The organism is Escherichia sp. WS568 (genome assembly GCF_046486085.1).
In the GTDB taxonomy this organism is placed as follows: Bacteria; Pseudomonadota; Gammaproteobacteria; order Enterobacterales; family Enterobacteriaceae; genus Escherichia; species Escherichia coli.
The window spans coordinates 412269-437862 of sequence record NZ_JBJQMC010000001.1; the positions used below are offsets into that span (position 1 = coordinate 412269).

Sequence of the window (25594 nt, forward strand, 5' to 3'; positions counted from 1 at the left end):
GGAAACGCCTTGTCCATAGACGCCCCTTCCACATGCGTCACAAGAAACCTCTATTCCAGTGACACAATTACGCCTAATTAATTACATATAATATTTAATTATGAATTCCTCACCATCTATTACATGCTTTTTAACCATATCGGAATATTTATCATAATCATCGGGGTTCGTAACAATATATTTCCGCTGCGATATTTCATAGCAAATCCCTGTCAGAGTCCATGGCATTAAAAATGCCTCTTTAATAGGATTACATTCCATAAAAAGTAATTTTAAATTGCCAGGTATCGCAGGAATAACCTCAATCTTATTATATTCAATATGCACTTCTTTCAGATTTTTGGGGAACCACCTAATTTCTTTTATATTATTCTCACTACAATCAAAAACCTTAGCGGTGTCTGGTATTGCTGGTATTTCCGATAGCTTATTGTGACCAATAAAAATTTTCTTAACCTTTGGCGGAAATGAGTCAATATGCGATATCAGGTTATTATTTACGGAGATCAGGGTAATTCCATCAGGTACTTGTGGAAATTCTGTAAGGTTATTGAAATCGAGTTCTAATTCTTTGCATGATTCGGGCACCTGTATTGAATCAAGTTTATTATGAATAAGGCTAAGCATTTCAATCCACTCTGGAAGAGGCGGCACAGAACCCAAAAAAAGGTATGATAAGTTAAGTTCATTACTGTGGAGCTTAACACATTTAAACATTCTCACCAATGCTCTATCCACATTTTCTTTCAAGTCATTCGATGCGCCTTCTTTGACTGAACTAGCCCAGTCACTGAAACCTTTGCAAAGTCTGGCATCTGTAATTTTGGTTAACTTGTCCAGCAACTCTGCAATATTAGTCGATATAAACTCTAATTTATGCCGAATGGGTAAAGTCCCCTCCCCCTGACTTTTTTCTATCGTGATAGATCCCGTCTTATCATAAGCCCCATAATTTTCAAACAATAGAGTATAATTACCCCACCTGAAACATTGCTCTCTCAATAACTTAAATTCAGACAGCATATTCAGTAAGTTGCTGTCTTCACTAATTGGTGTAAGCTTACCATTTCCAAGACAACTGACTAACTCACTTGATAATTCATTTATGATTGCATCATCAGATACTAACTCGTGTTGTTTTATCGTAGATTCAGTATTAGATGTGACTTTATTTAATTGAACCGACTGAGTTTTTAACGAAAGATCATTTAATGGAAACATTTACACTCCTGTTTAATAAATTATATTGCCCAGGGCGCATTCTAAAACACAATAAAATTACCACTATCAAAAATCGCTCATATCCATAGCCCGGAATATGAATAAAAACATCAACAAAGATTAAATTATCCAGAGGTTACTGTTGCGTCTGTGGTCGTAACAACATCCGACGTGGTGATGTGTGTCAAATGAGACATTCTGATGATCAGAGGGTTTATCGTGTATACGGATCGTGGATGGCAGAAAACTTTCAGGATCAGGTATCCATTTCAAACCAGATAATGAGTAAGTTTGCCCCATCCATGCCCCACGCGGTGAGATCGGATGTCATTAACAACAGGTTACACAACCTATACCTGCATGCTCATTACTTCCTGATATGCCGCCACCAGCTTATTACGCACCTGAATCCCCATTTGCATTGAAACTGAGGCTTTTTGCATATCGGTCATCACATCGTTTAACGCCACGCCGGGTTCACCGAGAGTGAATTTTTCTGCCTGCGTGCGGGCGGCTGTTTGTGTATCGCTTATGCGATCGAGCGCGGCGTGCAGCTGCCCGGCAAAACTAATGGTCGGTTGCGGCAGTGATTCCTGCGCACGCGCACTCATCGCCGTAGCCTGTAACTGGCTGATAACCCCTTCAATCCCCTGTATCGCTGACATTTTCATCTCCTGGATAATTTCTGGTAGCAAAGCCTACCAGTAAGTCAATAAGACAAAGGCGCTAAATAGCAACAAAAAAACGGGTTTATTGGCGGATAGAAAAAAACGAAAGCACAAATAATGGGAGCGTCAATTTTTCGAGTTTGCTGACCCGGGAGTGAGTCTTGTTCCACTTTGCCAATAACGCCGTCCATAATCAGCCACGAGGTGCGCGATGAATGCGACTGCAGCCCAGACAAAATCTCTTGAGTGGCTTAATCGCCTGCGTGCGAATCCGAAAATTCCATTGATTGTTGCCGGTTCCGCGGCAGTGGCGGTCATGGTCGCACTGATCCTGTGGGCGAAAGCCCCCGACTACCGCACATTATTCAGCAATCTTTCCGATCAGGATGGTGGCGCAATTGTCAGCCAACTGACGCAAATGAATATTCCTTACCGCTTCAGCGAAGCCAGCGGCGCTATTGAAGTTCCGGCAGATAAAGTTCACGAACTGCGTCTGCGCCTGGCACAACAAGGTTTGCCCAAAGGCGGCGCGGTCGGTTTCGAACTACTCGATCAGGAAAAGTTTGGTATCAGCCAGTTCAGCGAACAGGTGAATTATCAGCGGGCGCTGGAAGGCGAGCTTTCTCGTACCATCGAAACTATCGGCCCGGTAAAAGGGGCGCGCGTACATCTGGCAATGCCGAAACCGTCTTTATTCGTCCGTGAACAAAAATCCCCTTCTGCATCGGTGACGGTAAATCTGTTACCCGGCCGCGCACTCGATGAAGGGCAAATTAGCGCCATTGTGCATCTGGTTTCCAGCGCCGTTGCTGGTCTGCCGCCGGGAAACGTCACGCTGGTGGATCAGGGCGGACATCTGTTAACCCAGTCCAATACCAGCGGGCGCGATCTTAATGATGCTCAGTTGAAATATGCCAGCGATGTCGAAGGCCGTATTCAGCGGCGTATTGAAGCAATCCTGTCGCCTATTGTTGGTAACGGTAATATTCACGCCCAGGTCACGGCGCAGCTGGACTTCGCCAGTAAAGAACAAACGGAAGAACAGTATCGCCCTAACGGTGATGAATCTCATGCGGCGCTTCGTTCACGCCAGCTTAATGAGAGCGAGCAAAGCGGTTCCGGTTATCCGGGCGGCGTACCGGGGGCGTTGTCGAATCAACCGGCACCTGCGAATAACGCGCCAATCAGCACGCCTCCGGCAAATCAAAATAACCGCCAGCAGCAGGCGAGCACCACCAGCAATAGCGGGCCGCGTAGCACACAGCGGAATGAAACCAGTAACTACGAAGTCGATCGCACCATTCGTCATACCAAAATGAACGTGGGCGATGTGCAACGTCTGTCAGTCGCGGTAGTGGTGAATTACAAAACCTTGCCAGACGGTAAACCATTGCCTCTCAGCAACGAACAGATGAAGCAAATTGAAGATCTGACCCGCGAGGCGATGGGCTTTTCTGAAAAACGCGGTGACTCGCTCAATGTCGTTAACTCGCCGTTCAATAGCAGTGACGAAAGCGGCGGAGAACTGCCGTTCTGGCAACAGCAAGCGTTTATCGATCAGTTGCTGGCTGCCGGTCGCTGGTTGCTGGTACTGCTGGTGGCGTGGCTGCTGTGGCGGAAAGCGGTACGCCCGCAGTTAACACGTCGCGCCGAGGCGATGAAAGCTGTACAGCAACAGGCGCAGGCCCGTGAGGAAGTGGAAGATGCGGTGGAAGTCCGCCTGAGCAAAGACGAACAACTCCAACAACGACGCGCTAACCAACGTCTGGGGGCAGAAGTCATGAGCCAGCGTATCCGTGAAATGTCTGATAACGATCCGCGCGTGGTGGCGCTGGTCATTCGCCAGTGGATAAATAACGATCATGAGTAACCTGACAGGCACCGATAAAAGCGTCATCCTGCTGATGACCATTGGCGAAGACCGGGCGGCAGAGGTGTTCAAGCACCTCTCCCAGCGCGAAGTGCAAACCCTGAGCGCTGCAATGGCGAACGTCACGCAGATCTCCAACAAGCAGCTAACCGATGTGCTGGCGGAGTTTGAGCAAGAAGCTGAACAGTTTGCCGCACTGAATATCAACGCCAACGATTATCTGCGTTCGGTATTGGTCAAAGCTCTGGGTGAGGAACGTGCCGCCAGCCTGCTGGAAGATATTCTCGAAACTCGCGATACCGCCAGCGGTATTGAAACGCTCAACTTTATGGAGCCGCAGAGTGCCGCCGATCTGATTCGCGATGAGCATCCGCAAATTATCGCCACCATTCTGGTGCATCTGAAGCGCGCCCAGGCCGCCGATATTCTGGCGTTGTTCGATGAACGTCTGCGCCACGACGTGATGTTGCGTATCGCCACCTTTGGCGGCGTGCAGCCAGCCGCGCTGGCGGAACTGACCGAAGTACTGAATGGCTTGCTCGACGGTCAGAATCTCAAGCGCAGCAAAATGGGCGGCGTGAGAACGGCAGCCGAAATTATCAACCTGATGAAAACTCAGCAGGAAGAAGCCGTTATTACCGCCGTGCGCGAATTCGACGGCGAGCTGGCGCAAAAAATTATCGACGAGATGTTCCTGTTCGAAAATCTGGTGGATGTCGACGATCGCAGCATTCAGCGTCTGTTGCAGGAAGTGGATTCCGAATCGCTGTTGATCGCGCTGAAAGGGGCCGAGCAGCCACTGCGCGAGAAATTCCTGCGCAATATGTCGCAGCGTGCCGCCGATATTCTGCGCGACGATCTCGCCAACCGTGGTCCGGTGCGTCTGTCGCAGGTGGAAAACGAACAGAAAGCGATTCTGCTGATTGTGCGCCGCCTTGCCGAAACTGGCGAGATGGTAATTGGCAGCGGCGAGGATACCTATGTCTGATAATCTGCCGTGGAAAACCTGGACGCCGGACGATCTCGCGCCACCACAGGCAGAGTTTGTGCCCATGGTCGAGCCGGAAGAAACCATCATTGAAGAGGCCGAACCCAGCCTTGAGCAGCAACTGGCGCAACTGCAAATGCAGGCCCATGAGCAAGGTTATCAGGCGGGGATTGCCGAAGGTCGCCAGCAAGGTCATGAGCAGGGCTATCAGGAAGGACTGGCCCGGGGGCTGGAGCAAGGTCTGGCAGAGGCGAAGTCTCAACAAGCGCCAATTCATGCCCGGATGCAGCAACTGGTCAGCGAATTTCAAACTACCCTTGATGCGCTTGATAGTGTGATTGCTTCGCGCCTGATGCAGATGGCGCTGGAGGCGGCACGTCAGGTGATCGGTCAGACGCCAACAGTGGATAACTCGGCACTGATCAAACAGATCCAACAGTTGTTGCAGCAAGAACCGTTATTCAGCGGTAAACCACAGCTGCGCGTGCACCCGGATGATCTGCAACGTGTGGATGATATGCTCGGCGCAACCTTAAGTTTGCATGGCTGGCGCTTGCGGGGCGATCCCACACTCCATCCTGGCGGCTGTAAAGTCTCCGCCGATGAAGGCGATCTCGACGCCAGTGTCGCCACTCGCTGGCAAGAACTCTGCCGTCTGGCAGCACCAGGAGTGGTGTAATGACCACGCGCCTGACTCGCTGGCTAACCACGCTGGATAACTTTGAAGCCAAAATGGCGCAGTTGCCTGCGGTACGTCGCTATGGGCGATTAACTCGCGCTACCGGGCTGGTGCTGGAAGCCACCGGATTACAATTGCCGCTCGGCGCAACCTGTGTCATTGAGCGCCAGAACGGCAGCGAAACGCACGAAGTAGAAAGCGAAGTCGTTGGCTTTAACGGTCAACGGCTGTTTTTAATGCCGCTGGAGGAAGTCGAAGGTGTCCTGCCCGGCGCGCGTGTTTATGCCAAAAACATTTCGGCAGAAGGGCTGCAAAGCGGCAAGCAGTTACCGCTCGGTCCGGCGTTATTAGGTCGTGTTCTGGACGGCAGCGGTAAACCGCTCGATGGCCTCCCCTCCCCCGATACGACGGAAACCGGTGCGCTGATTACCCCGCCATTTAACCCGTTGCAACGTACACCGATTGAACATGTGCTGGACACCGGCGTGCGCCCAATCAATGCCCTGCTTACCGTTGGGCGCGGGCAGCGTATGGGGCTGTTTGCCGGATCTGGCGTTGGTAAAAGTGTGCTGCTGGGGATGATGGCCCGTTACACCCGCGCCGATGTCATTGTCGTGGGTTTGATTGGTGAACGTGGGCGTGAAGTAAAAGATTTTATTGAGAATATCCTCGGTGCTGAAGGGCGTGCACGCTCAGTAGTGATTGCCGCTCCGGCGGATGTTTCTCCTCTCCTGCGAATGCAGGGTGCCGCCTATGCCACGCGCATTGCCGAAGATTTTCGCGATCGTGGTCAGCATGTGTTGCTGATTATGGACTCCCTCACCCGCTACGCGATGGCCCAGCGTGAAATTGCGCTGGCGATTGGCGAACCACCCGCCACTAAAGGTTATCCCCCGTCGGTGTTTGCCAAATTACCGGCACTGGTCGAGCGTGCCGGAAATGGCATTAGCGGCGGCGGCTCGATTACCGCGTTTTATACCGTGCTCACCGAGGGCGATGACCAGCAGGACCCCATTGCCGACTCCGCGCGGGCAATCCTCGACGGTCACATTGTGCTGTCTCGCCGACTGGCGGAAGCCGGGCACTATCCGGCTATCGATATTGAAGCGTCGATCAGCCGCGCAATGACGGCGTTGATCAGTGAGCAACATTACGCGCGAGTGCGCACCTTCAAACAGCTGTTGTCGAGTTTTCAGCGTAACCGCGATCTGGTTAGCTTCGGCGCGTATGCCAAAGGCAGTGATCCGATGCTCGATAAAGCCATCGCCCTGTGGCCGCAACTGGAGGGCTATTTACAACAAGGCATTTTTGAACGTGCGGACTGGGAAGCGTCTCTCCAGGGGCTGGAGCGTATTTTCCCGACAGTGTCATAACCCAGGAGATAACGGCAGATGGCAGAACATGGTGCGCTGGCGACCCTGAAAGATCTGGCAGAAAAAGAGGTAGAGGATGCCGCGCGCCTGCTGGGTGAAATGCGTCGCGGGTGTCAGCAGGCGGAAGAACAGCTCAAAATGCTGATCGATTATCAGAATGAATATCGCAATAACCTCAACAGCGATATGAGTGCCGGGATGACCAGCAACCGCTGGATCAACTATCAGCAGTTTATCCAGACGCTGGAAAAAGCCATTACTCAGCATCGCCAGCAACTTAATCAGTGGACGCAGAAAGTTGACATTGCCCTGAACAGCTGGCGAGAAAAGAAACAACGTTTGCAGGCCTGGCAGACACTGCAGGAACGGCAATCCACGGCGGCACTGCTTGCAGAAAACCGCCTCGATCAGAAAAAGATGGATGAGTTCGCCCAGCGCGCCGCCATGAGGAAACCTGAATGATTCGCTTAGCGCCCTTAATTACCGCCGACGTTGACACCACCACATTGCCTGGCGGCAAAGCCAGCGATGCTGCACAAGATTTTCTCGCGTTGTTGAGCGAAGCATTAGCAGGCGAGACAACTACCGACAAAGCGGCCCCCCAGTTGCTGGTGGCAACAGATAAGCCCACGACAAAAGGCGAGCCGCTGGTCAGCGAGATTCTTGCCGATGCGCAACAAGCGGATTTACTGATCCCTGTGGATGAAACACCGCCTGTCATCAACGACGAACAATCCACATCAACACCATTAACCACCGCTCAAACGATGACGTTGGCTGCGGTGGCTGGCAACAATACGGCAAAAGACGAAAAAGCGGATGATCTGAATGAAGACGTCACCGCAAGCCTGAGCGCCCTTTTTGCGATGTTGCCGGGTTTTGACAATACGCCCAAAGTGACTGATGCGCCGTCAACCGTGTTACCGACAGAGAAACCAACGCTCTTCACAAAACTGACTTCTGAGCAACTCACAACAGCACAGCCTGATGACGCCCCCGGCACACCAGCTCAGCCATTAACACCGCTGGTAGCAGAAGCCCAGAGTAAAGCGGAAGTCATCAGCACACCTTCACCGGTGACCGCTGCCGCCAGCCCGCTAATCACTCCACACCAGACACAGCCACTGCCCACCGTCGCCGCACCTGTTTTGAGTGCACCGCTGGGTTCTCACGAATGGCAACAATCATTAAGCCAGCATATTTCGCTGTTCACCCGCCAGGGGCAACAAAGTGCAGAGTTGCGACTGCACCCACAGGATTTAGGTGAAGTGCAAATCTCCCTCAAAGTGGATGATAACCAGGCTCAAATCCAGATGGTTTCACCGCATCAGCATGTACGCGCCGCCCTGGAAGCAGCGCTGCCGGTACTGCGTACGCAGCTGGCCGAAAGTGGCATTCAGTTAGGGCAAAGCAACATCAGTGGCGAAAGCTTTAGTGGTCAGCAGCAGGCCGCTTCCCAACAACAGCAAAGCCAACGCACAGTAAACCATGAACCTCTGGCGGGGGAAGACGACGATACGCTTCCGGTTCCCGTCTCTTTACAAGGGCGCGTAACAGGCAACAGCGGCGTTGATATTTTCGCCTAACGTCAGAGGTAGCACCGTAATCCGCGTCTTTTCCCCGCTTTGTTGCGCTCAAGACGCAGGATAATTAGCCGATAAGCAGTAGCGACACAGGAAGACCGCAACACATGACTGATTACGCGATAAGCAAGAAAAGCAAGCGATCGCTTTGGATCCCGATTCTGGTATTCATTACCCTCGCGGCCTGTGCCAGCGCAGGTTACAGCTACTGGCATTCGCATCAGGTTGCCGCTGACGACAAAGCGCAGCAACGCGTCGTGCCCTCACCTGTCTTCTACGCGCTGGATACCTTCACGGTCAATTTGGGCGATGCGGATCGCGTGCTTTATATCGGCATAACCCTGCGCCTGAAAGATGAAGCTACCCGCTCGCGGCTGAGTGAGTATTTGCCGGAAGTCCGTAGCCGTTTGCTGTTACTGTTTTCGCGTCAGGATGCTGCCGTACTGGCGACAGAAGAAGGCAAGAAAAACCTGATTGCCGAGATTAAAACCACACTTTCCACCCCGCTTGTTGCCGGGCAACCGAAACAGGATGTCACCGACGTGCTGTATACCGCTTTTATTCTGCGATAACGACATGGGCGATAGTATTCTTTCTCAAGCTGAAATTGATGCGCTGTTGAATGGCGACAGCGAAGTCAAAGACGAACCGACAGCCAGTGTTAGCGGCGAAAGTGACATTCGTCCGTACGATCCGAATACCCAACGACGGGTTGTGCGCGAACGTTTGCAGGCGCTGGAAATCATTAATGAGCGCTTTGCCCGCCATTTTCGTATGGGGCTGTTCAACTTGCTGCGCCGTAGCCCGGACATTACCGTGGGGGCCATCCGCATTCAGCCGTACCATGAATTTGCCCGCAACCTGCCGGTGCCGACCAACCTGAACCTTATCCATCTGAAACCGCTGCGCGGCACAGGGCTGGTGGTGTTCTCGCCGAGTCTGGTGTTTATCGCCGTGGATAACCTGTTTGGCGGCGATGGACGCTTCCCGACCAAAGTGGAAGGTCGCGAGTTTACCCATACCGAACAGCGCGTCATCAACCGCATGTTGAAACTGGCGCTAGAAGGCTATAGCGACGCATGGAAGGCGATTAATCCGCTGGAAGTTGAGTACGTGCGTTCGGAAATGCAGGTGAAATTTACCAATATCACCACCTCGCCGAACGACATTGTGGTTAACACGCCGTTCCATGTGGAGATTGGCAACCTGACCGGCGAATTTAATATCTGCCTGCCATTCAGCATGATCGAGCCGCTACGGGAATTGTTGGTTAACCCGCCGCTGGAAAACTCGCGTAATGAAGATCAGAACTGGCGCGATAACCTGGTGCGCCAGGTGCAGCATTCACAGCTGGAGCTGGTCGCCAACTTTGCCGATATCTCGCTACGCCTGTCGCAGATTTTAAAACTGAAACCCGGCGACGTCCTGCCGATAGAAAAACCCGATCGCATCATCGCCCATGTTGACGGCGTCCCGGTGCTGACCAGTCAGTACGGCACCCTCAACGGTCAGTATGCGTTACGGATAGAACATTTGATTAACCCGATTTTAAATTCTCTGAACGAGGAACAGCCCAAATGAGTGACATGAATAATCCGGCCGATGACAACAACGGCGCAATGGACGATCTGTGGGCTGAAGCGTTGAGCGAACAAAAATCAACCAACAGCAAAAGCGCTGCCGACGCGGTGTTCCAGCAATTTGGCGGTGGTGATGTCAGCGGAACGTTGCAGGATATCGACCTGATTATGGATATTCCGGTCAAGCTGACCGTCGAGCTGGGCCGTACGCGGATGACCATCAAAGAGCTGTTGCGTCTGACGCAAGGGTCCGTCGTGGCGCTGGACGGTCTGGCGGGCGAACCACTGGATATTCTGATCAACGGTTATTTAATCGCCCAGGGCGAAGTTGTCGTAGTCGCTGATAAATATGGCGTGCGGATCACCGATATTATTACCCCGTCTGAGCGAATGCGTCGCCTGAGCCGTTAGTGATGAATAACCACGCTACTGTGCAATCTTCCGCGCCGGTTTCTGCTGCGCCACTGCTGCAGGTGAGCGGCGCACTCATCGCCATTATTGCCCTGATCCTCGCTGCTGCCTGGCTGGTAAAACGGTTGGGATTTGCCCCTAAACGCACTGGCGTTAACGGTCTGAAAATTAGCGCCAGTGCTTCGCTGGGCGCGCGTGAACGGGTTGTGGTGGTCGATGTGGATGATGCACGGCTGGTGCTCGGCGTTACCGCAGGGCAAATCAATCTGCTGCATAAACTTCCCCCTTCTGCACCAACGGAAGAGATACCGCAGACCGATTTTCAGTCGGTCATGAAAAATTTGCTTAAGCGTAGCGGGAGATCCTGATGCGTCGTTTATTGTCTGTCGCACCTGTCCTTCTCTGGCTGATTACGCCCCTCGCCTTCGCGCAACTACCGGGTATCACCAGCCAGCCGCTGCCTGGCGGTGGACAAAGCTGGTCGCTCCCGGTGCAAACGCTGGTGTTCATCACCTCGTTGACGTTTATTCCGGCAATTTTACTGATGATGACCAGTTTCACCCGCATCATCATTGTTTTTGGTTTATTGCGTAACGCGCTGGGAACACCCTCCGCGCCACCTAACCAGGTATTGCTGGGGCTGGCACTGTTTTTGACCTTTTTTATTATGTCACCGGTGATCGACAAAATTTATGTCGATGCGTACCAGCCATTCAGCGAAGAGAAAATATCAATGCAGGAGGCGCTGGAAAAAGGGGCGCAGCCGCTGCGTGAGTTTATGCTGCGTCAGACCCGTGAGGCGGATTTAGGGTTGTTTGCCAGACTGGCGAATACCGGCCCGTTGCAGGGACCTGAAGCCGTGCCGATGCGCATTTTGCTCCCGGCCTACGTGACCAGCGAGTTGAAAACCGCATTTCAGATAGGCTTCACGATTTTCATCCCTTTTTTGATTATCGACCTGGTGATAGCCAGCGTGTTGATGGCATTAGGGATGATGATGGTTCCCCCCGCCACCATTGCTCTGCCCTTTAAACTGATGCTGTTTGTACTGGTGGATGGCTGGCAATTGCTGGTCGGTTCGCTGGCGCAGAGCTTTTACAGCTAGAGAGGCAAAATGACACCTGAATCGGTCATGATGATGGGGACTGAAGCGATGAAAGTCGCGCTGGCACTGGCTGCCCCGCTGTTGCTGGTGGCGCTGGTCACGGGCCTTATCATCAGTATTTTGCAGGCCGCCACCCAGATCAACGAAATGACGCTGTCGTTTATTCCAAAAATCATCGCCGTATTTATTGCCATTATTATTGCTGGACCGTGGATGCTCAATCTGTTGCTGGATTACGTCCGCACCTTGTTCACTAACCTGCCGTATATCATCGGGTAGCCCGTACAATGATGCAGGTGACAAGCGATCAATGGCTTTCCTGGCTAAGTCTGTACTTCTGGCCGTTACTGCGCGTGCTGGCGCTCATTTCTACCGCGCCAATTCTGAGCGAACGCAGCGTGCCGAAACGGGTAAAACTGGGTCTGGCAATGATGATCACGTTCGCTATTGCCCCATCATTACCTGCCAACGATGTTCCTGTTTTTTCGTTCTTTGCTCTGTGGCTGGCCGTGCAGCAGATCCTGATCGGCATTGCGCTTGGTTTTACCATGCAATTTGCCTTTGCCGCTGTGCGAACCGCTGGCGAAATTATCGGTCTGCAAATGGGGCTGTCATTTGCGACGTTTGTCGATCCGGCCAGCCATCTCAATATGCCCGTTCTAGCCCGTATCATGGATATGCTGGCGTTATTGCTGTTCCTGACATTTAACGGTCATTTATGGTTGATTTCACTGCTGGTCGATACCTTTCACACCCTGCCAATTGGTGGCGAACCGTTGAACAGCAATGCGTTTCTGGCACTCACCAAAGCAGGGAGTTTGATTTTCCTTAACGGGCTAATGCTGGCGTTACCGCTCATTACTCTGCTGCTGACACTGAATCTGGCATTAGGTTTACTTAATCGTATGGCCCCGCAATTATCCATTTTTGTTATTGGATTTCCATTAACTCTGACTGTCGGTATCTCTTTAATGGCGGCATTAATGCCGTTAATTGCACCTTTTTGCGAACATTTATTCAGTGAGATGTTTAATTTGCTGGCTGATATTATTAGTGAATTGCCATTAATATAATTCCGTAACGTTTATCATGTTATCCTAAGGATTATCCGAAAAATAATACCTACGAACATCTTCTAGGATACTCCTGCGGCGAAATATTTGTTATAAGCTCACTCACATATCGCAACATTTACTTTACTTTAAGACAATTCCAGGCAAATTATACAACACTTTACGGGATAGTAAGTCCGCCTGAAAAATCGCGAGAGTGGCGCATTAGGTGACCCATGTTGTTCCGTTTAGTCATGATGAAATATTCAGGTAAGGGGAATTATCGTTACGCATTGAGTGAGGGTATGCCATGTCAACGATTATTATGGATTTATGTAGTTACACCCGACTAGGTTTAACCGGGTATCTGTTGAGTAGAGGGGTTAAAAAAAGAGAAATCAACGACATTGAAACCGTTGATGACCTTGCCATAGCTTGTGATTCACAGCGCCCTTCAGTGGTGTTTATTAATGAGGACTGTTTCATCCATGATGCTTCTAACAGTCAGCACATCAAGCACATCATTAATCAACATCCCAATACGTTATTTATCGTTTTTATGGCAATTGCCAATGTTCATTTTGATGAATATCTATTGGTCAGAAAAAATTTATTGATAAGTTCTAAATCGATTAAACCGGAATCTCTCGACGATATCCTTGGCGATATTCTGAAAAAAGAGACAACGATAACCTCGTTTTTAAATATGCCGACGTTATCATTGAGCCGAACCGAATCGAGTATGTTGCGAATGTGGATGGCAGGTCAGGGAACCATTCAAATCTCTGACCAAATGAATATCAAAGCCAAGACCGTTTCATCGCATAAAGGTAATATTAAACGTAAGATCAAAACGCATAATAAACAGGTTATCTACCATGTCGTCCGACTGACGGATAATGTGACTAATGGTATTTTTGTCAACATGCGCTAACACATTCTGACTGGTGGTTTCCCACCAGTCAGGCTGAATTAGATTACTCTGCTTTCTCCACAAAGATACCGTCCTGATGCCCTGCTTCATTAAAGAACCAGATGCCGAGCGGGTAGTCTTCCAGCGAAACCAGGTACATTGTGCCTTCACTAAACTCCTCAACTGCCAGTACCACGCCAGGACGACGCGGACCGCCATCCGTTTTGACTGTTACCCGATCATTCACCTTCATCGTTTTCCTCCTGTGGCTTTGTGCCAGTGTAGAACAATTTCGTTTTTCTGGCAGCGCCAGGCGCGCGCGAGTGCTGATTTTCTCGACGGTCTATACTTAAGAGATGCCAGGCGGACTTAACGACTGGCGGCAACAACAGAGTAACGGTTGCGAGGAAAGATGATGAAAACCGCAAAAGAGTACAGCGATACCGCAAAACGTGAGGTCAGCGTCGATGTCGATGCCCTGCTGGCGGCGATCAATGAAATTAGCGAAAGCGAAGTTCATCGCAGCCAGAACGATTCTGAACACGTTAGCGTCGATGGACGTGAATATCATACATGGCGTGAATTGGCGGATGCCTTCGAACTGGATATTCATGACTTCAGCGTCTCTGAAGTGAATCGTTGAATGCACAATAAAAAAATCCCGACCCTGAGGGGTCGGGATGAAACTTGCTTAAGCAAGAAGCACTTAAAAAATTCGTTACACCAGGAAATCTGATGTGTTCATCACCTTATCCGCAATTTTTTTCGCTGACAAGAAAATATTCGCGATATGAATGATTAACGCTACTTATGAATAGAAATGTGACGTGCGTCACCCCTTGGTGGCTCTGGCGTCAACGGGATCGCTCCCGAAAAAATCATCTTTGATTATTTGTGCTGTTTTGAGAATCATCCTGGTAAGGGGAGAACTGCGCGACCATGTTTTCAATTCAACAACCACTACTGGTTTTTAGCGATCTTGATGGCACCCTGCTGGACAGTCATAGTTATGACTGGCAACCGGCTGCCCCCTGGCTCAGCCGTTTACGCGAAGGGAATGTTCCCGTCATTCTCTGTAGCAGTAAAACTTCAGCGGAAATGCTGTACTTGCAAAAAACGTTGGGGCTACAAGGGTTACCGCTGATTGCCGAAAATGGCGCAGTGATCCAGCTTGCTGAACAATGGCAGGATATAGACGGTTTTCCACGCATCATCTCAGGTATTAGCCATGGCGAAATCAGCCAGGTTTTAAATACGCTACGCGAGAAAGAACATTTTAAATTCACGACTTTCGATGATGTCGACGATGCAACCATCGCCGAATGGACGGGATTAAGCCGTAGCCAGGCGGCGCTGACGCAGCTGCATGAGGCGTCGGTAACGCTAATCTGGCGCGACAGTGACGAGCGTATGGCACAATTTACCGCTCGTCTGAACGAACTGGGCTTACAGTTTATGCAGGGTGCGCGCTTCTGGCACGTCCTGGATGCCTCTGCCGGAAAAGATCAGGCCGCCAACTGGATTATCGCGACCTATCAACAATTATCAGGCAAACGCCCAACCACACTTGGCCTGGGCGATGGGCCAAACGATGCGCCCTTACTGGAGGTAATGGATTACGCGGTGATTGTGAAAGGGCTAAACCGTGAAGGGGTGCATCTGCATGATGAGGATCCGACCCGCGTCTGGCGAACGCAGCGTGAAGGACCGGAAGGCTGGCGTGAAGGGCTGGACCATTTTTTCTCCGCTCGTTAAGCGTTATCGCTCGCGCATACCCGATTACGCCCGGCCTGTTTAGCGAGATAAAGCCGACGGTCAGCCAGTGACTGGAGTTGTTCAAAATCATAATCACCGGTTTCCTCGCTGCTACTAACCCCCAACGAGGCACTGATGCGTATCGTCGTACTCTTAGCAATCAGCATCTCTTTTTCATTTAACTTCAGGCGAATACGTTCTGCGACTTCCGCAGCCTCCGTCAGACTCGCGCCTGGCAGAATCACACAAAACTCCTCACCACCGACCCGCCCGGCAACGTCCTGCGCACGCAAGGAACTGCTAATTAATCCGGCAGCATGAGAAAGAACACGGTCGCCCGCCTGATGACCAAAGCGGTCATTAATCGCTTTAAAATGGTCAAGATCGACCTGAATGACAGAAAAAGGATGTTGGTGCGTCTGACACAATTTCGCGAGCGGACGGGCTTTTTCAAACAGTGCGCCACGATTATATAAACGGGTTAAGGTGTCGTGCCACGCCTGCCACTGCAACGAGCTTTGCAGAACATACATGTTGCTAACCATCCGGCGAATCACATACCAGGAGATGAGTAACATGGTGGTAAAGAGCGCCCACAGCAGGGTTAATGCAATGCTGATACTACCGAAATCGCCGCGCACGCCTTCGCTTAGCGTATGGACGCGCACCAGCACACCGTCGAAATGGTCCAGACGTTCCCAGCTAACATAGCGACTGTCCATACGAATGCCGCCCCGCGTGTCATGTTCCATCGCCTGCGCCAGCAAGGCCAGTTCACGAGGATCAAAAATATTCCCTGTTGGATGGTCAGGATTGGAAGAGGTCAAAAATCTCAGCTTACTGTCATAGAGCTGATACTCACCATCGAGGTTTTTATCGATGGCGTTTCTTAAAAATTGCTGCATAGTACGCACAGGAATACTCATCCCCAGCACGCCATACCAGTAGTTATTACTGTCTACCGGAACACTGACGGTAACCTGCGGTTCAGTATTGCTGGCGTGTTCCGGTTGCGAAGTAAACCAGCGTACCGCGCGGTGACGATTTTCTCGTTGCGAATGGCCGATAAACCAGGGTTGGGTGACATAGCCGTAATAACGCGTTGGAACATTGCGCGTAAACAAGGTCGGCTGCGTCGAAACGTAAAATCCGGCACGCGAGACATACATCGCCTGTTCAACCATCGACGAGGAGTTGTGCGCCAGTCGCAGCAAGTAACCAACTTCCAGTGCAGCGGTAATTTCATTGTCGAGGCTTTCATTTTCGCGAGACAGGAGATTCCCCTCGCTGACTAATGCATCCGACACACCATTAACTGGCAGAGTGCGCCGTCGGTTGAGTTCAATTTGCCAGGCGTGCTCGTCGCGATGCTGTTCGAACTCGGTTACAGCATTACGCAGTGAAGTGAAATCCAGTAGCGCTACGAGAGCTTCGCGCATGCCATTACGCAAAAAGATCAGTTTGTCGACGTTATACTGCAAATGCTTATCGAGCGCGTTGGCTACGTTTTCCAGATGATTACGCTGGCTGGAGATATAGGCATCTTCCAGCACCACTACTTCACGCCAGGTGAGCAAGGTGGAAAAAAGCAATACCACGATAAAGCAGAGATTAACGACATGACCAGGCCCCAGGCGGCGTGCGAGTTTTTTCAACCAGCTCTGGTTTTCCATTTTTGTCTCGTGCTGCACCCTGACGACTCCCAACCTGCTTTTTTATGATTCTGGCATAACCTGGCGATAGCGTACCGCAAAACAGCGATAATTTTATAATGGTGGCATGATAAGACGCGACTATCATTCATTGCAGGCATTGGCACACCAGGCCGGATGTGATCCGGCCTGGTGTTAATGATACCCTTTCAAACTTCTTCCGCAGAACGACTCCCCTCCCCCGGAACAAGCTCGGTTTCATGAAAAGCTTCCCGCTTGACCCCGTAACCGTCATACCAACGACACTCAACCATACCGCTGGAGTATCCGGTGACAATCATCCGCGGGCCGCCCTCTTTAACCGTAACTTCCTCACTAACCATAAAGCTCATACTCGCCTCCTTTTTTCGAGTGAAACTTGTTCACCTTAGTTGAAGATGGCGAATTTTGCATAATAGCCTGTGCGAGTATTAATGTGCCTGACCGCGTATTTTCGCTACGGCTTTCACTCCCAGCACCACGATGCCGCCGATGATAAATCCAAGAATCAGATTTAAAACAGTCGGTAATATCATCGCCACCACTGCACTTTGCTGCCCGGCGAAATGTTCAATGGCGTGATGCAGCGGCGCAATTCCATGTACCACAATCCCACCGCCGACGAGGAACATCGCCAGCGTGCCGACAATCGATAACGCCTTCATCAACCAGGGCGCAATGATCAATAACCCTTTACCTAATGCCTGCATCAGCGCGCTGGATTTTTCCGCCAGCCAATACCCCAGGTCATCAATCTTAACGATAACCCCTACCAGACCGTAGACGCCCACGGTCACTACCAGCGCGATGCCTGAAAGCACCAGCACCTGATTAAGCAACGGCGCTTCGGCCACAATCCCCAGCGTGATGGCGACGATTTCGGCAGACAATATAAAATCGGTACGAATCGCCCCTTTTATTTTGTCCTTTTCAAACTTCAGCGGATCCTGCGCCGCCAGCTTCTCCAGACGCTGCTGGCTCTGCGCCGGATCTTCTTTATGTTTACGCGCCTCCAGCATATGCAGCACTTTCTCTACTCCTTCAAAGCAGAGAAACGCGCCACCAATCATCAACAGAGGCGTAATCGCCCACGGGATAAACGCACTGATGATCAGCGCCAGCGGCACCAGAATCACTTTATTAATCAGCGATCCTTTCGCCACGCCCCAGACCACGGGAAGTTCCCGGTTGGCCCGCACGCCTGAAACTTGTTGCGCATTGAGCGATAAGTCATCCCCTAATACACCGGCGGTTTTCTTCGCCGCCAGTTTGCCCATCACGGAGATATCGTCCAGTAGTGTGGCGATATCATCGAGCAACGTCAGTAAACTACTCCCGGCCAAAAGCATTCCCTCTCATTTTTATTGTTGAAGGGTGTAAGTATGAAGCAAAAACGGCAGCTCTGATACTTGCTTCACAGGTCAACATTTTTTTAACAATTAAGTGCAATTATATCTCTCGCCAGCAGAATGATTTTCACGTTTACTATGAACCACCTTTTTATTTCCACCGTGAGGGATTATGCGTTTCCGCCAGTTGTTACCGCTTTTTGGCGCGCTGTTTGCGTTGTATATCATTTGGGGCTCAACCTATTTTGTCATTCGGATTGGCGTGGAAAGCTGGCCTCCGTTAATGATGGCAGGCGTTCGATTCCTGGCAGCCGGTATTTTATTGATGGCATTTTTGCTACTGCGCGGACACAAGCTCCCCCCGCTACGTCCGCTGCTCAATGCCGCGCTGATTGGCCTGTTATTGCTGGCTGTCGGTAATGGCATGGTGACGGTTGCCGAGCATCAAAATGTTCCTTCCGGCATCGCCGCCGTTGTGGTTGCAACCGTGCCCCTCTTTACCCTGTGCTTCAGCCGCCTGTTTGGCATTAAAACGCGCAAACTGGAATGGGTGGGTATCGCCATTGGGCTTGCCGGAATCATCATGCTCAATAGCGGTGGAAATTTAAGCGGCAATCCGTGGGGCGCGATTCTGATTTTAATCGGCTCGATTAGCTGGGCGTTTGGCTCGGTTTATGGCTCGCGCATTACCTTACCTGTAGGGATGATGGCGGGTGCTATTGAGATGCTGGCGGCAGGCGTGGTGTTAATGATCGCGTCGATGATTGCAGGTGAAAAACTGACGGCGCTCCCTTCCCTTTCAGGCTTCCTTGCGGTCGGCTATCTGGCGCTGTTTGGTTCGATTATCGCCATCAACGCTTATATGTATTTAATCCGTAATGTCAGTCCGGCTCTCGCCACCAGCTACGCCTACGTTAACCCGGTGGTCGCGGTCTTGCTGGGTACGGGACTGGGCGGAGAGACGCTGTCGAAGATTGAATGGCTGGCGCTCGGCGTAATTGTCTTCGCGGTGGTGCTGGTCACGTTGGGAAAATATCTCTTTCCGGCAAAACCCGTAGTTGCGCCAGTTATTCAGGACGCATCAAGCGAGTAAATGAATCCCCTGCGTGTCGATCTGCGCGCTGGCACCTTCGCCGCAGATCCACTCTTCCAGACGCTCGCTAAGCGCTTCATCCGTCAGCTTCTCGCGCCCACGTAACGCGCACTCCCAGACAATCAATACGCGCCAGCCGAGTTCCTGCAAGCGACTGATATCGCGGCGATCGCGCTCAACATTTTTACCTATCTTCTCCAGCCAGAACTCGGTTCGAGTCGCAGGCACTTTAAACAGATAGCAGTGATGATGATGCCAGAAGCAGCCGTGGGTAAATATCACGCAGCGATATTCATCAACGACAAAATCCGGGCGTCCGGGCAGACTGGCGTCCTGAACGCGAAACGCCAGGCCCTGCCCGGTTAACAGACTGGCGAGGCGCTTCTCTATCGCCGTATCACGCGTGGCAATCGCGCGCATATTTTTGCTGCGAGTGGCCTTATCGTGAACGTCGGCCATGTTGTGCCTCTTGCTGACGCAACGCCACCGCCTGTTTGATTTTTGGCTCAAGCAGTTTTGCCACCGCGGCAAAGACCGGCACGACCACCGAGTTACCGAACTGGCGATAGGCCTGAGTGTCCGAAACCGGAATGCGGAATTTCGCTTCTCCCGGCGCTTCAAAACCCATTAAGCGCGCGCATTCACGAGGCGTTAACCGACGTGGACGATGTTGCTGATTCTGCGGATCGTCAAAGTCTTTCTCACCCGTGGCCATATCCCAGCCACGATCGATTAAAATTTCCGCGCCATCTTTGTAATAACGCGCAGACAGCGTACGGGTGACGCTTTGCGGATTGTTCGGATAAACCATTCCATAACCGAAGCCGTTACCGCGCGCCTGATGTTTTTTCGCATATCGATAGAGGTACTTCCACAGCACCGGCGTCAGGATATATTTCGCCTCGACCATCGGGTCCAGCAGCTGCGCCAGCGTCACTCGCTGCGCAGGGAAACATTCGCTGATATCACGCAGGGTAAAATCGGCTTTCAGATTCAGATCGCGACGAAAACCCACCAGCACGATGCGTTCACGGTGCTGCGGCAGAAAATGTTTGCCGTCGATGATTTTCGGATCGTCTGGCCCGTTATCTTCTGCATCAGCCACGTCATAGCCCAGTTCGTCCAGCGTCTGCATGATGATGCGGAACGTTTTACCCTGGTCGTGACTTTTCAGGTTTTTGACGTTTTCGAGCACAAACATCGCCGGACGACGCGCGTCGATAATGCGTACCACATCAAAAAACAGCGTGCCCTGGGTATCGCAGGCAAAACCGTGCGCCCGCCCGAGCGAGTTCTTTTTCGATACGCCAGCCAGCGAAAATGGCTGACAAGGGAAACCGGCCAGTAAAACATCGTGTTCAGGAATGTGTTGACGAATATGTTCCGCCGCCGCCTCATCACTCACGCCTTCTTTATGGCTGAGGGTGATATCGCGGATATCTTCATTAAAATGATGCGTCGCCGGATCGCAATAATGGTTGGCTTTATAAGTGCGTACCGCATGTTTGTTCCATTCGCTGGTAAACACGCATTGTCCGCCAATCGATTCAAAACCGCGACGGATGCCGCCAATTCCGGCAAATAGATCGATAAAGCGAAACGCATAATGCGGATGATGTGCCGGTGGTTTGGGTAACAACGTTTGCAGATGGGCGAACTCTTTCTCACTTAAACGGTGCCATGCCGAGTCATTCGCCAGCGCACGTTTTAAAATTGCCGCGCTCCAGTGATTCTCACCCACACCATTAAGCTGCGCCACCAGCGTTTTAACATCATAAATTTGCAGCAGTTTCTCCAGCATTGCCTGTGCGGCATTCCCGGTGCTGTATGAATCGGTTACTGATATATTTTCCTGCATAGATTTAACCGGCCATCTGAGATGGCCGACAGGTTAACATAATTACAGCCATTTAGGGCCACGCGCTTATCCCGCGGGTGAAAACGCATCTATCACCTTGTGATCGACACCTTCATTCTCCCCCGCCAGTTCGGCACTGAGCTTCGCCATAAACTCGACTAAAAAATGCGCGTTGTGCTGCGCCAGCTGCTTGCCTCTTGCGGTTTGCATGGTTTGCGGTAGCTTCAGCAACTTAGTCTGGAAATGATCCAGCGCGTAGCGTTTATCATCAAGCGGGCGATGCTGTGCGAACGGATCTTCACCATCAAACAGCGCCACGCCCAATGCCCCTGAAACGGCAAACACGCGCGCCAGGCCAATCGCCCCCAGGGCTTCCAGCCGATCCGCATCCTGGACGATTTTAGCTTCCGTTGTTAAGGGGGCGATTTGCGCGCTGAAACTGTGAGCGGCAATGGCATGACAAACGGCCTCGATTTTCTCCGCCGGAAATTGCTCGAACTCTTCACGGAGCAGGCGACGCGTCTCTTCTGCCGCCAGGATTGAAGAACGCTGCCTTTGCGGATGATTTTTCGCCAGGCTCACAATATCGTGAAAATAACAGGCGGTTAAAATCACCAGCATATCGACATCGTCATCTGCCGCCAGCTTCTGTGCCGTAGCCCAGACGCGGCGAAAATGACACACGTCATGGGCCGCGTCCTGGTGCTGATGATGGTTTTTCAACCAGTTTTCGAACTGTGCCTGCCAGTGTTGTAAGTCCATACGCGCTCCGTTGCCAAAGAGTCGCCACCTTAGCAGTTTTTATTCATAGCGTCTGCTACGTGCGGGACGAGGTCGGGTGTACCAGGCAATGCTGCCTAACAATGCCCCGACCAGAGCCATAAATAAAAATCCGACCAGTGCCCCTAACCACTTTCCCGCGGTAGAGCCTAAATCGCTTTCAAATCCCGACACCGGGGCATCGGGGATCCGGCTCATCACCCAGATGTAACGCGCCATTGCCCAGACGAAATAGCCACACCATGTATAGAAAGCCCACAAAGCCAGTTTGCCACCAGGGCTGCGAGAGAGTCTCTCTTCCATCTTTGTCGAACCGTATTCCATTTTGAGATAACCCGGAAAATTCAGACTTAGTACTATTATGTGATAAAAGTCACATTTTTCCACATTGGATGAGCCAGTCAAGACTCACTCATTTTTTGAACAAATAGATAATTTTTGCGCAACGGCAGTGAATACAGGAAAAATCGTTTTGAGCGATTTTATTTATCTTTGAGATCGGCTTTATTAATTCATTTAATCAATATATTAGCACTGAATACAATTATACCTTTTTATTTTTCTGTGTCATGATGCCTCCGTTATTAGCCTTTTATCGTCTTGTTTATATTTTTTGGGCCGGCATGATGCCGGCTTTTTTTTATGCCTTCATTAATGTGCGCGTGATCACACCAGCCGTTTGGCACAACAATCATTGATACCCCCTATGCTTCCGCTCAACTCATAACATATTGATATACATTTATAATTTTCATGAATATTTATATTTAGAATTCATAATCCTGAATTATATTAAATAGATTAGAAACATTTTGAAATCTTTTAAATACATTTGTTACATGTAATCTTTAAAATAAAATGAACTTCATAGAATAGTATCCAAATGTGCTTTTTTTTTGGATAACGGCACTTATTGATATATTCATGAAGATTATAATCACAAGGGAATACATAATGAAAAGAAAAGTTCTGGCAATGCTGGTCCCGGCGTTATTAGTTGCTGGCGCAGCAAATGCGGCTGAAATTTATAATAAAAATGGCAATAAACTGGATCTGTACGGAAAAGTTGATGCTCGTCATACTTTTTCCGATAACCCTGGCGATGACGGCGATGAAACTATCATCGAGTTAGGCTTCAAAGGTGAGACCCAAATTACAGATCAGTTAACTGGTTATGGTCAAGCACTGACCAAAACAAAGGCTAGCGACACTGAAGGTTCTGATAATACTTATGTCAAACTTGCTTTTGCAGGTCTGAAGTTCGGCGAGATGGGCTCCTTTGACTATGGTCGTAACTATGGTGTGATTTACGACGTTGAAGCCTGGACAGATATGCTTCCTGTATTCGGCGGCGACTCCTATACCTGGACTGATAACTTCATGGCAGGCCGTGCAAATGGGGTAGCTACTTACCGCAATAGTGATTTCTTCGGTCTGGTGGAAGGTCTGAACTTTGCATTGCAGTATCAAGGTAACAACGAAGGCAGCAATGCAGGAGAAGATCAAGAAGGTACTAAAAATGGTCACGAAGACGTTCGCTTCCAGAACGGTGATGGTTTTGGTCTTTCCACTTCATATGACTTTGACTTCGGTTTGAGCTTAGGTGCCGCTTACTCAAACTCTGACCGTACCAATTCTCAAGTAGCTCTTGGCGGGTATCACTACAATGAATACAGCAAATTTGCTGGTGGTGATACAGCTGAAGCATGGACATTTGGTGCAAAATACGACGCCAACAATGTTTATCTTGCAATGATGTATGCTGAAACCCGCAATATGACACCATATGGTAATGTGGGTATCGCAAATAAAACCCAGAACTTTGAAGCTGTAGCACAGTATCAGTTCGATTTTGGTCTGCGCCCATCTCTTGCATATGTTTATTCAAAAGGCAAAGACCTCGGCGGTAACGACTATAACAACAATGGTCATCAAGAGTATGTTGATCAGGATCTGGTCAACTATGTTGAAATTGGAGCGACCTACTATTTCAATAAGAACTTCTCAACATATGTTGACTATAAAATAAACTTGTTGGATAAAGATGACGATTTCTATGACAACAATGGCATCGCAACAGATGACGTTGTTGGTGTGGGCTTAGTCTACCAGTTCTAATCAGCCAACGCGCCGCGGCGTGTTACTGTAAAACTTAACACTAGCCTGAGTTCGTCCCTCATCGAACTCAGGCTTTTTTATTGGCATTTTATCTCCCTCTGCGGCACGCGCAATTGCCAAAGCATATCGATACAGCACCTTACCCTGCCCCTGCTGGCACAATAACATCTACCAGCGACTCTTCCAGCCAACACCCAAATGCATTTCTTTATGAATTAATCTGCAACAAAACCGCCTCCCATATAGAAATATTTGCAAAAATAGTGCATGAAATAAGCTTTTTCTCTACCAATCCGGGATATAAATATTCATCAGCACCACAATATTCCACATCACTAAATCTCTCCCCGCCGCCCCGTACCTCTGATAATGGTCTAAAATCATTGAGGCCACTTGCGACGACGTTGCTCAATAAGGAAAATTTGGCGTGAATAATATTCAACACCAGTGCAGCATCATCATTACATACTTACACCCGCCGACTACCGCTTTCGATATATTGACTCAATTTTCCAGCCTGGTTAAAAATAGCGACCAGCTCAGTCGCAAATATAGTGACTACCCTAACTAAGCAACAATAAGGAATACACTATGACTGTTCAAACAAGTAAAAATCCGCAGGTCGATATTGCTGAAGATAATGCATTCTTCCCTTCAGAATATTCGCTTAGCCAATATACCAGTCCTGTCTCTGATCTTGATGGCGTGGACTATCCAAAACCGTATCGCGGTAAACATAAAATTCTGGTGATCGCCGCGGACGAACGTTATTTGCCAACCGATAACGGAAAACTGTTCTCGACCGGTAACCATCCGATTGAAACGTTGCTGCCGTTGTATCATCTCCATGCTGCAGGTTTCGAATTCGAAGTGGCGACCATTTCCGGTCTGATGACCAAGTTTGAATACTGGGCTATGCCGCACAAAGATGAAAAAGTAATGCCATTCTTTGAGCAACATAAATCGTTGTTCCGCAATCCGAAGAAACTCGCGGATGTTGTCGCCAGCCTCAACGCTGATAGCGAATATGCAGCAATCTTTGTTCCTGGTGGTCATGGCGCACTTATTGGTTTACCAGAAAGCCAGGACGTAGCTGCTGCTTTGCAGTGGGCAATCAAAAATGACCGTTTTGTTATCTCCCTTTGCCACGGCCCGGCGGCTTTTCTGGCGCTTCGCCACGGCGATAACCCACTGAATGGTTATTCCATTTGCGCATTCCCAGACGCCGCAGACAAACAAACGCCAGAGATAGGCTATATGCCGGGTCATCTCACCTGGTACTTCGGCGAAGAGCTGAAGAAAATGGGCATGAACATTATTAATGACGACATCACCGGGCGAGTACATAAGGACCGTAAAGTTCTCACCGGCGACAGTCCTTTTGCAGCGAATGCGTTGGGTAAACTGGCGGCGCAGGAAATGCTGGCAGCTTACGCGGGTTAATCCCTGTTACGTTTGAATGTAAGCGCTAATCAATCGCAGCCGCGTTAGTACTCACGACGTGGCT

29 protein-coding genes and 1 pseudogene are annotated in these 25594 nt (G+C 50.3%); 20 read left to right on the top strand and 10 right to left on the bottom strand.

What is annotated here, in order from left to right:
- Positions 1 to 81 precede the first annotated feature (81 nt).
- Complete coding sequence (gene espR3, locus ACJHWR_RS02080) at positions 82 to 1221, bottom strand: T3SS effector leucine-rich repeat protein EspR3 (protein WP_000484286.1); 1140 nt, start codon at positions 1219 to 1221, stop codon at positions 82 to 84.
- 185 nt (positions 1222 to 1406) lie between these two features.
- Between espR3 and ACJHWR_RS02085 the strand changes: the two are divergent.
- Positions 1407 to 1547: pseudogene (locus tag ACJHWR_RS02085) on the top strand (integrase); the annotation flags it as partial.
- 24 nt (positions 1548 to 1571) lie between these two features.
- Here the strand turns inward: ACJHWR_RS02085 and fliE are convergent.
- Complete coding sequence (gene fliE / locus ACJHWR_RS02090; protein WP_001274299.1) at positions 1572 to 1886, bottom strand: flagellar hook-basal body complex protein FliE; 315 nt, start codon at positions 1884 to 1886, stop codon at positions 1572 to 1574.
- A gap of 214 nt (positions 1887 to 2100) precedes the next feature.
- On the opposite strand from fliE, the gene fliF reads away from it, so the two are divergent.
- From fliF to rcsA, 14 genes are all read left to right on the top strand, one after another.
- Positions 2101 to 3759 (top strand): flagellar basal-body MS-ring/collar protein FliF, encoded by a 1659-nt coding sequence (gene fliF, locus ACJHWR_RS02095; protein ID WP_000994427.1) that lies wholly within the window; start codon positions 2101 to 2103, stop codon positions 3757 to 3759.
- On the top strand, positions 3752 to 4747 hold the full coding sequence (gene fliG, locus ACJHWR_RS02100) for a flagellar motor switch protein FliG (protein ID WP_000067950.1): 996 nt from the start codon (positions 3752 to 3754) through the stop codon (positions 4745 to 4747). Before fliF ends, fliG begins: the two co-directional genes overlap by 8 nt.
- Complete coding sequence (fliH, locus tag ACJHWR_RS02105; RefSeq protein WP_001282706.1) at positions 4740 to 5426, top strand: flagellar assembly protein FliH; 687 nt, start codon at positions 4740 to 4742, stop codon at positions 5424 to 5426. Before fliG ends, fliH begins: the two co-directional genes overlap by 8 nt.
- The gene (gene fliI, locus ACJHWR_RS02110; protein ID WP_000213288.1) at positions 5426 to 6799 is read left to right on the top strand and encodes a flagellar protein export ATPase FliI; all 1374 of its coding nucleotides are present in this window, start codon (positions 5426 to 5428) and stop codon (positions 6797 to 6799) included. Before fliH ends, fliI begins: the two co-directional genes overlap by 1 nt.
- Before the next feature lie 18 nt (positions 6800 to 6817).
- Complete coding sequence (gene fliJ, locus ACJHWR_RS02115; protein ID WP_000807584.1) at positions 6818 to 7261, top strand: flagellar export protein FliJ; 444 nt, start codon at positions 6818 to 6820, stop codon at positions 7259 to 7261.
- Complete coding sequence (locus tag ACJHWR_RS02120; RefSeq protein ID WP_000620093.1) at positions 7258 to 8385, top strand: flagellar hook-length control protein FliK; 1128 nt, start codon at positions 7258 to 7260, stop codon at positions 8383 to 8385. The genes fliJ and ACJHWR_RS02120 overlap by 4 nt, the downstream gene beginning before the upstream one ends.
- A gap of 104 nt (positions 8386 to 8489) precedes the next feature.
- Entirely contained in the window at positions 8490 to 8954 is a 465-nt protein-coding gene (gene fliL / locus ACJHWR_RS02125) for a flagellar basal body-associated protein FliL (protein ID WP_000133106.1), read from the top strand.
- Positions 8955 to 8958: 4 nt separating this feature from the next.
- Positions 8959 to 9963 (top strand): flagellar motor switch protein FliM, encoded by a 1005-nt coding sequence (fliM, locus tag ACJHWR_RS02130; protein ID WP_001295641.1) that lies wholly within the window; start codon positions 8959 to 8961, stop codon positions 9961 to 9963.
- The gene (fliN, locus tag ACJHWR_RS02135) at positions 9960 to 10373 is read left to right on the top strand and encodes a flagellar motor switch protein FliN (RefSeq protein ID WP_001282085.1); all 414 of its coding nucleotides are present in this window, start codon (positions 9960 to 9962) and stop codon (positions 10371 to 10373) included. Before fliM ends, fliN begins: the two co-directional genes overlap by 4 nt.
- 2 nt (positions 10374 to 10375) lie before the next feature.
- Positions 10376 to 10741 (top strand): flagellar biosynthetic protein FliO, encoded by a 366-nt coding sequence (gene fliO / locus ACJHWR_RS02140; RefSeq protein ID WP_001537198.1) that lies wholly within the window; start codon positions 10376 to 10378, stop codon positions 10739 to 10741.
- Complete coding sequence (fliP, locus tag ACJHWR_RS02145; RefSeq protein WP_001253441.1) at positions 10741 to 11478, top strand: flagellar type III secretion system pore protein FliP; 738 nt, start codon at positions 10741 to 10743, stop codon at positions 11476 to 11478. The genes fliO and fliP overlap by 1 nt, the downstream gene beginning before the upstream one ends.
- A gap of 9 nt (positions 11479 to 11487) precedes the next feature.
- The gene (gene fliQ, locus ACJHWR_RS02150) at positions 11488 to 11757 is read left to right on the top strand and encodes a flagellar biosynthesis protein FliQ (protein WP_000187358.1); all 270 of its coding nucleotides are present in this window, start codon (positions 11488 to 11490) and stop codon (positions 11755 to 11757) included.
- Between the two features lie 8 nt (positions 11758 to 11765).
- Positions 11766 to 12551, top strand: coding sequence for a flagellar biosynthetic protein FliR (fliR, locus tag ACJHWR_RS02155; RefSeq protein WP_000983977.1), 786 nt, complete (start codon positions 11766 to 11768; stop codon positions 12549 to 12551).
- A gap of 289 nt (positions 12552 to 12840) precedes the next feature.
- Positions 12841 to 13464: a transcriptional regulator RcsA gene (rcsA, locus tag ACJHWR_RS02160; RefSeq protein ID WP_000103987.1), complete on the top strand. Its 624-nt coding sequence runs from the start codon at positions 12841 to 12843 to the stop codon at positions 13462 to 13464.
- Between the two features lie 43 nt (positions 13465 to 13507).
- Here rcsA and dsrB read toward each other — a convergent pair whose 3' ends face one another.
- Positions 13508 to 13696: a protein DsrB gene (gene dsrB, locus ACJHWR_RS02165; protein ID WP_000867217.1), complete on the bottom strand. Its 189-nt coding sequence runs from the start codon at positions 13694 to 13696 to the stop codon at positions 13508 to 13510.
- A 162-nt stretch (positions 13697 to 13858) separates the two neighbouring features.
- On the opposite strand from dsrB, the gene yodD reads away from it, so the two are divergent.
- A complete protein-coding gene (yodD, locus tag ACJHWR_RS02170; RefSeq protein WP_000844800.1) occupies positions 13859 to 14086 on the top strand; it encodes a peroxide/acid resistance protein YodD in 228 nt (75 codons plus the stop codon).
- Between the two features lie 296 nt (positions 14087 to 14382).
- Positions 14383 to 15198, top strand: coding sequence for a mannosyl-3-phosphoglycerate phosphatase-related protein (locus tag ACJHWR_RS02175; protein WP_000491515.1), 816 nt, complete (start codon positions 14383 to 14385; stop codon positions 15196 to 15198).
- On the opposite strand, the gene dgcQ is transcribed toward ACJHWR_RS02175, so the two are convergent.
- The 3 genes from dgcQ to ACJHWR_RS02190 form a co-directional block, all read right to left on the bottom strand.
- On the bottom strand, positions 15195 to 16889 hold the full coding sequence (gene dgcQ / locus ACJHWR_RS02180) for a cellulose biosynthesis regulator diguanylate cyclase DgcQ (RefSeq protein ID WP_077250923.1): 1695 nt from the start codon (positions 16887 to 16889) through the stop codon (positions 15195 to 15197). The genes ACJHWR_RS02175 and dgcQ overlap by 4 nt on opposite strands.
- Positions 16890 to 17059: 170 nt before the next feature.
- A complete protein-coding gene (locus tag ACJHWR_RS02185; protein ID WP_000009307.1) occupies positions 17060 to 17242 on the bottom strand; it encodes a YodC family protein in 183 nt (60 codons plus the stop codon).
- A gap of 78 nt (positions 17243 to 17320) precedes the next feature.
- Entirely contained in the window at positions 17321 to 18238 is a 918-nt protein-coding gene (locus ACJHWR_RS02190; protein WP_000922682.1) for a DUF808 domain-containing protein, read from the bottom strand.
- A 172-nt stretch (positions 18239 to 18410) separates the two neighbouring features.
- On the opposite strand from ACJHWR_RS02190, the gene yedA reads away from it, so the two are divergent.
- A complete protein-coding gene (gene yedA, locus ACJHWR_RS02195; protein WP_001212248.1) occupies positions 18411 to 19331 on the top strand; it encodes a drug/metabolite exporter YedA in 921 nt (306 codons plus the stop codon).
- On the opposite strand, the gene vsr is transcribed toward yedA, so the two are convergent.
- The 4 genes from vsr to drpB all read right to left on the bottom strand — a co-directional run bounded on the left by vsr (position 19320) and on the right by drpB (position 22272).
- Positions 19320 to 19790 carry a VSPR family DNA mismatch endonuclease gene (vsr, locus tag ACJHWR_RS02200; RefSeq protein ID WP_000786004.1) on the bottom strand — a complete coding sequence of 157 codons (471 nt, stop codon included), beginning with the start codon at positions 19788 to 19790 and terminating at the stop codon, positions 19320 to 19322. The genes yedA and vsr overlap by 12 nt on opposite strands.
- A complete protein-coding gene (gene dcm / locus ACJHWR_RS02205) occupies positions 19771 to 21189 on the bottom strand; it encodes a DNA-cytosine methyltransferase (RefSeq protein ID WP_001157241.1) in 1419 nt (472 codons plus the stop codon). Before dcm ends, vsr begins: the two co-directional genes overlap by 20 nt.
- A gap of 66 nt (positions 21190 to 21255) precedes the next feature.
- On the bottom strand, positions 21256 to 21951 hold the full coding sequence (locus ACJHWR_RS02210; RefSeq protein ID WP_000365561.1) for a phosphohydrolase: 696 nt from the start codon (positions 21949 to 21951) through the stop codon (positions 21256 to 21258).
- 39 nt (positions 21952 to 21990) lie between these two features.
- A complete protein-coding gene (gene drpB / locus ACJHWR_RS02215) occupies positions 21991 to 22272 on the bottom strand; it encodes a cell division protein DrpB (protein ID WP_001297704.1) in 282 nt (93 codons plus the stop codon).
- A 651-nt stretch (positions 22273 to 22923) separates the two neighbouring features.
- Here drpB and ompC point away from each other — a divergent pair.
- Together ompC and hchA are read left to right on the top strand one after the other, a co-directional pair.
- On the top strand, positions 22924 to 24087 hold the full coding sequence (ompC, locus tag ACJHWR_RS02220) for a porin OmpC (protein ID WP_000824375.1): 1164 nt from the start codon (positions 22924 to 22926) through the stop codon (positions 24085 to 24087).
- 591 nt (positions 24088 to 24678) lie between these two features.
- Entirely contained in the window at positions 24679 to 25530 is an 852-nt protein-coding gene (hchA, locus tag ACJHWR_RS02225) for a glyoxalase III HchA (protein ID WP_000218214.1), read from the top strand.
- Positions 25531 to 25594 lie beyond the last annotated feature (64 nt).

Excerpts from the sequence above, each read along its gene's own strand:
- ACJHWR_RS02175 (WP_000491515.1), top strand. The coding sequence starts at position 14,383 with ATGTTTTCAATTCAACAACCACTACTGGTTTTTAGCGATCTTGATGGC.
- drpB (WP_001297704.1), bottom strand. The coding sequence starts at position 22,272 with ATGGAAGAGAGACTCTCTCGCAGCCCTGGTGGCAAACTGGCTTTGTGG.
- rcsA (WP_000103987.1), top strand. The coding sequence starts at position 12,841 with ATGTCAACGATTATTATGGATTTATGTAGTTACACCCGACTAGGTTTA.
- ACJHWR_RS02120 (WP_000620093.1), top strand. The coding sequence starts at position 7,258 with ATGATTCGCTTAGCGCCCTTAATTACCGCCGACGTTGACACCACCACA.
- dsrB (WP_000867217.1), bottom strand. The coding sequence starts at position 13,696 with ATGAAGGTGAATGATCGGGTAACAGTCAAAACGGATGGCGGTCCGCGT.
- vsr (WP_000786004.1), bottom strand. The coding sequence starts at position 19,790 with ATGGCCGACGTTCACGATAAGGCCACTCGCAGCAAAAATATGCGCGCG.
- ompC (WP_000824375.1), top strand. The coding sequence starts at position 22,924 with ATGAAAAGAAAAGTTCTGGCAATGCTGGTCCCGGCGTTATTAGTTGCT.
- dcm (WP_001157241.1), bottom strand. The coding sequence starts at position 21,189 with ATGCAGGAAAATATATCAGTAACCGATTCATACAGCACCGGGAATGCC.
- fliG (WP_000067950.1), top strand. The coding sequence starts at position 3,752 with ATGAGTAACCTGACAGGCACCGATAAAAGCGTCATCCTGCTGATGACC.
- fliN (WP_001282085.1), top strand. The coding sequence starts at position 9,960 with ATGAGTGACATGAATAATCCGGCCGATGACAACAACGGCGCAATGGAC.
- yodD (WP_000844800.1), top strand. The coding sequence starts at position 13,859 with ATGAAAACCGCAAAAGAGTACAGCGATACCGCAAAACGTGAGGTCAGC.
- fliJ (WP_000807584.1), top strand. The coding sequence starts at position 6,818 with ATGGCAGAACATGGTGCGCTGGCGACCCTGAAAGATCTGGCAGAAAAA.
- fliL (WP_000133106.1), top strand. The coding sequence starts at position 8,490 with ATGACTGATTACGCGATAAGCAAGAAAAGCAAGCGATCGCTTTGGATC.
- fliO (WP_001537198.1), top strand. The coding sequence starts at position 10,376 with ATGAATAACCACGCTACTGTGCAATCTTCCGCGCCGGTTTCTGCTGCG.
- fliE (WP_001274299.1), bottom strand. The coding sequence starts at position 1,886 with ATGTCAGCGATACAGGGGATTGAAGGGGTTATCAGCCAGTTACAGGCT.
- hchA (WP_000218214.1), top strand. The coding sequence starts at position 24,679 with ATGACTGTTCAAACAAGTAAAAATCCGCAGGTCGATATTGCTGAAGAT.
- ACJHWR_RS02185 (WP_000009307.1), bottom strand. The coding sequence starts at position 17,242 with ATGAGCTTTATGGTTAGTGAGGAAGTTACGGTTAAAGAGGGCGGCCCG.
- espR3 (WP_000484286.1), bottom strand. The coding sequence starts at position 1,221 with ATGTTTCCATTAAATGATCTTTCGTTAAAAACTCAGTCGGTTCAATTA.
- ACJHWR_RS02210 (WP_000365561.1), bottom strand. The coding sequence starts at position 21,951 with ATGGACTTACAACACTGGCAGGCACAGTTCGAAAACTGGTTGAAAAAC.
- fliI (WP_000213288.1), top strand. The coding sequence starts at position 5,426 with ATGACCACGCGCCTGACTCGCTGGCTAACCACGCTGGATAACTTTGAA.
- fliF (WP_000994427.1), top strand. The coding sequence starts at position 2,101 with ATGAATGCGACTGCAGCCCAGACAAAATCTCTTGAGTGGCTTAATCGC.
- fliH (WP_001282706.1), top strand. The coding sequence starts at position 4,740 with ATGTCTGATAATCTGCCGTGGAAAACCTGGACGCCGGACGATCTCGCG.
- ACJHWR_RS02190 (WP_000922682.1), bottom strand. The coding sequence starts at position 18,238 with ATGCTTTTGGCCGGGAGTAGTTTACTGACGTTGCTCGATGATATCGCC.
- fliP (WP_001253441.1), top strand. The coding sequence starts at position 10,741 with ATGCGTCGTTTATTGTCTGTCGCACCTGTCCTTCTCTGGCTGATTACG.
- fliM (WP_001295641.1), top strand. The coding sequence starts at position 8,959 with ATGGGCGATAGTATTCTTTCTCAAGCTGAAATTGATGCGCTGTTGAAT.
- fliQ (WP_000187358.1), top strand. The coding sequence starts at position 11,488 with ATGACACCTGAATCGGTCATGATGATGGGGACTGAAGCGATGAAAGTC.
- yedA (WP_001212248.1), top strand. The coding sequence starts at position 18,411 with ATGCGTTTCCGCCAGTTGTTACCGCTTTTTGGCGCGCTGTTTGCGTTG.
- fliR (WP_000983977.1), top strand. The coding sequence starts at position 11,766 with ATGATGCAGGTGACAAGCGATCAATGGCTTTCCTGGCTAAGTCTGTAC.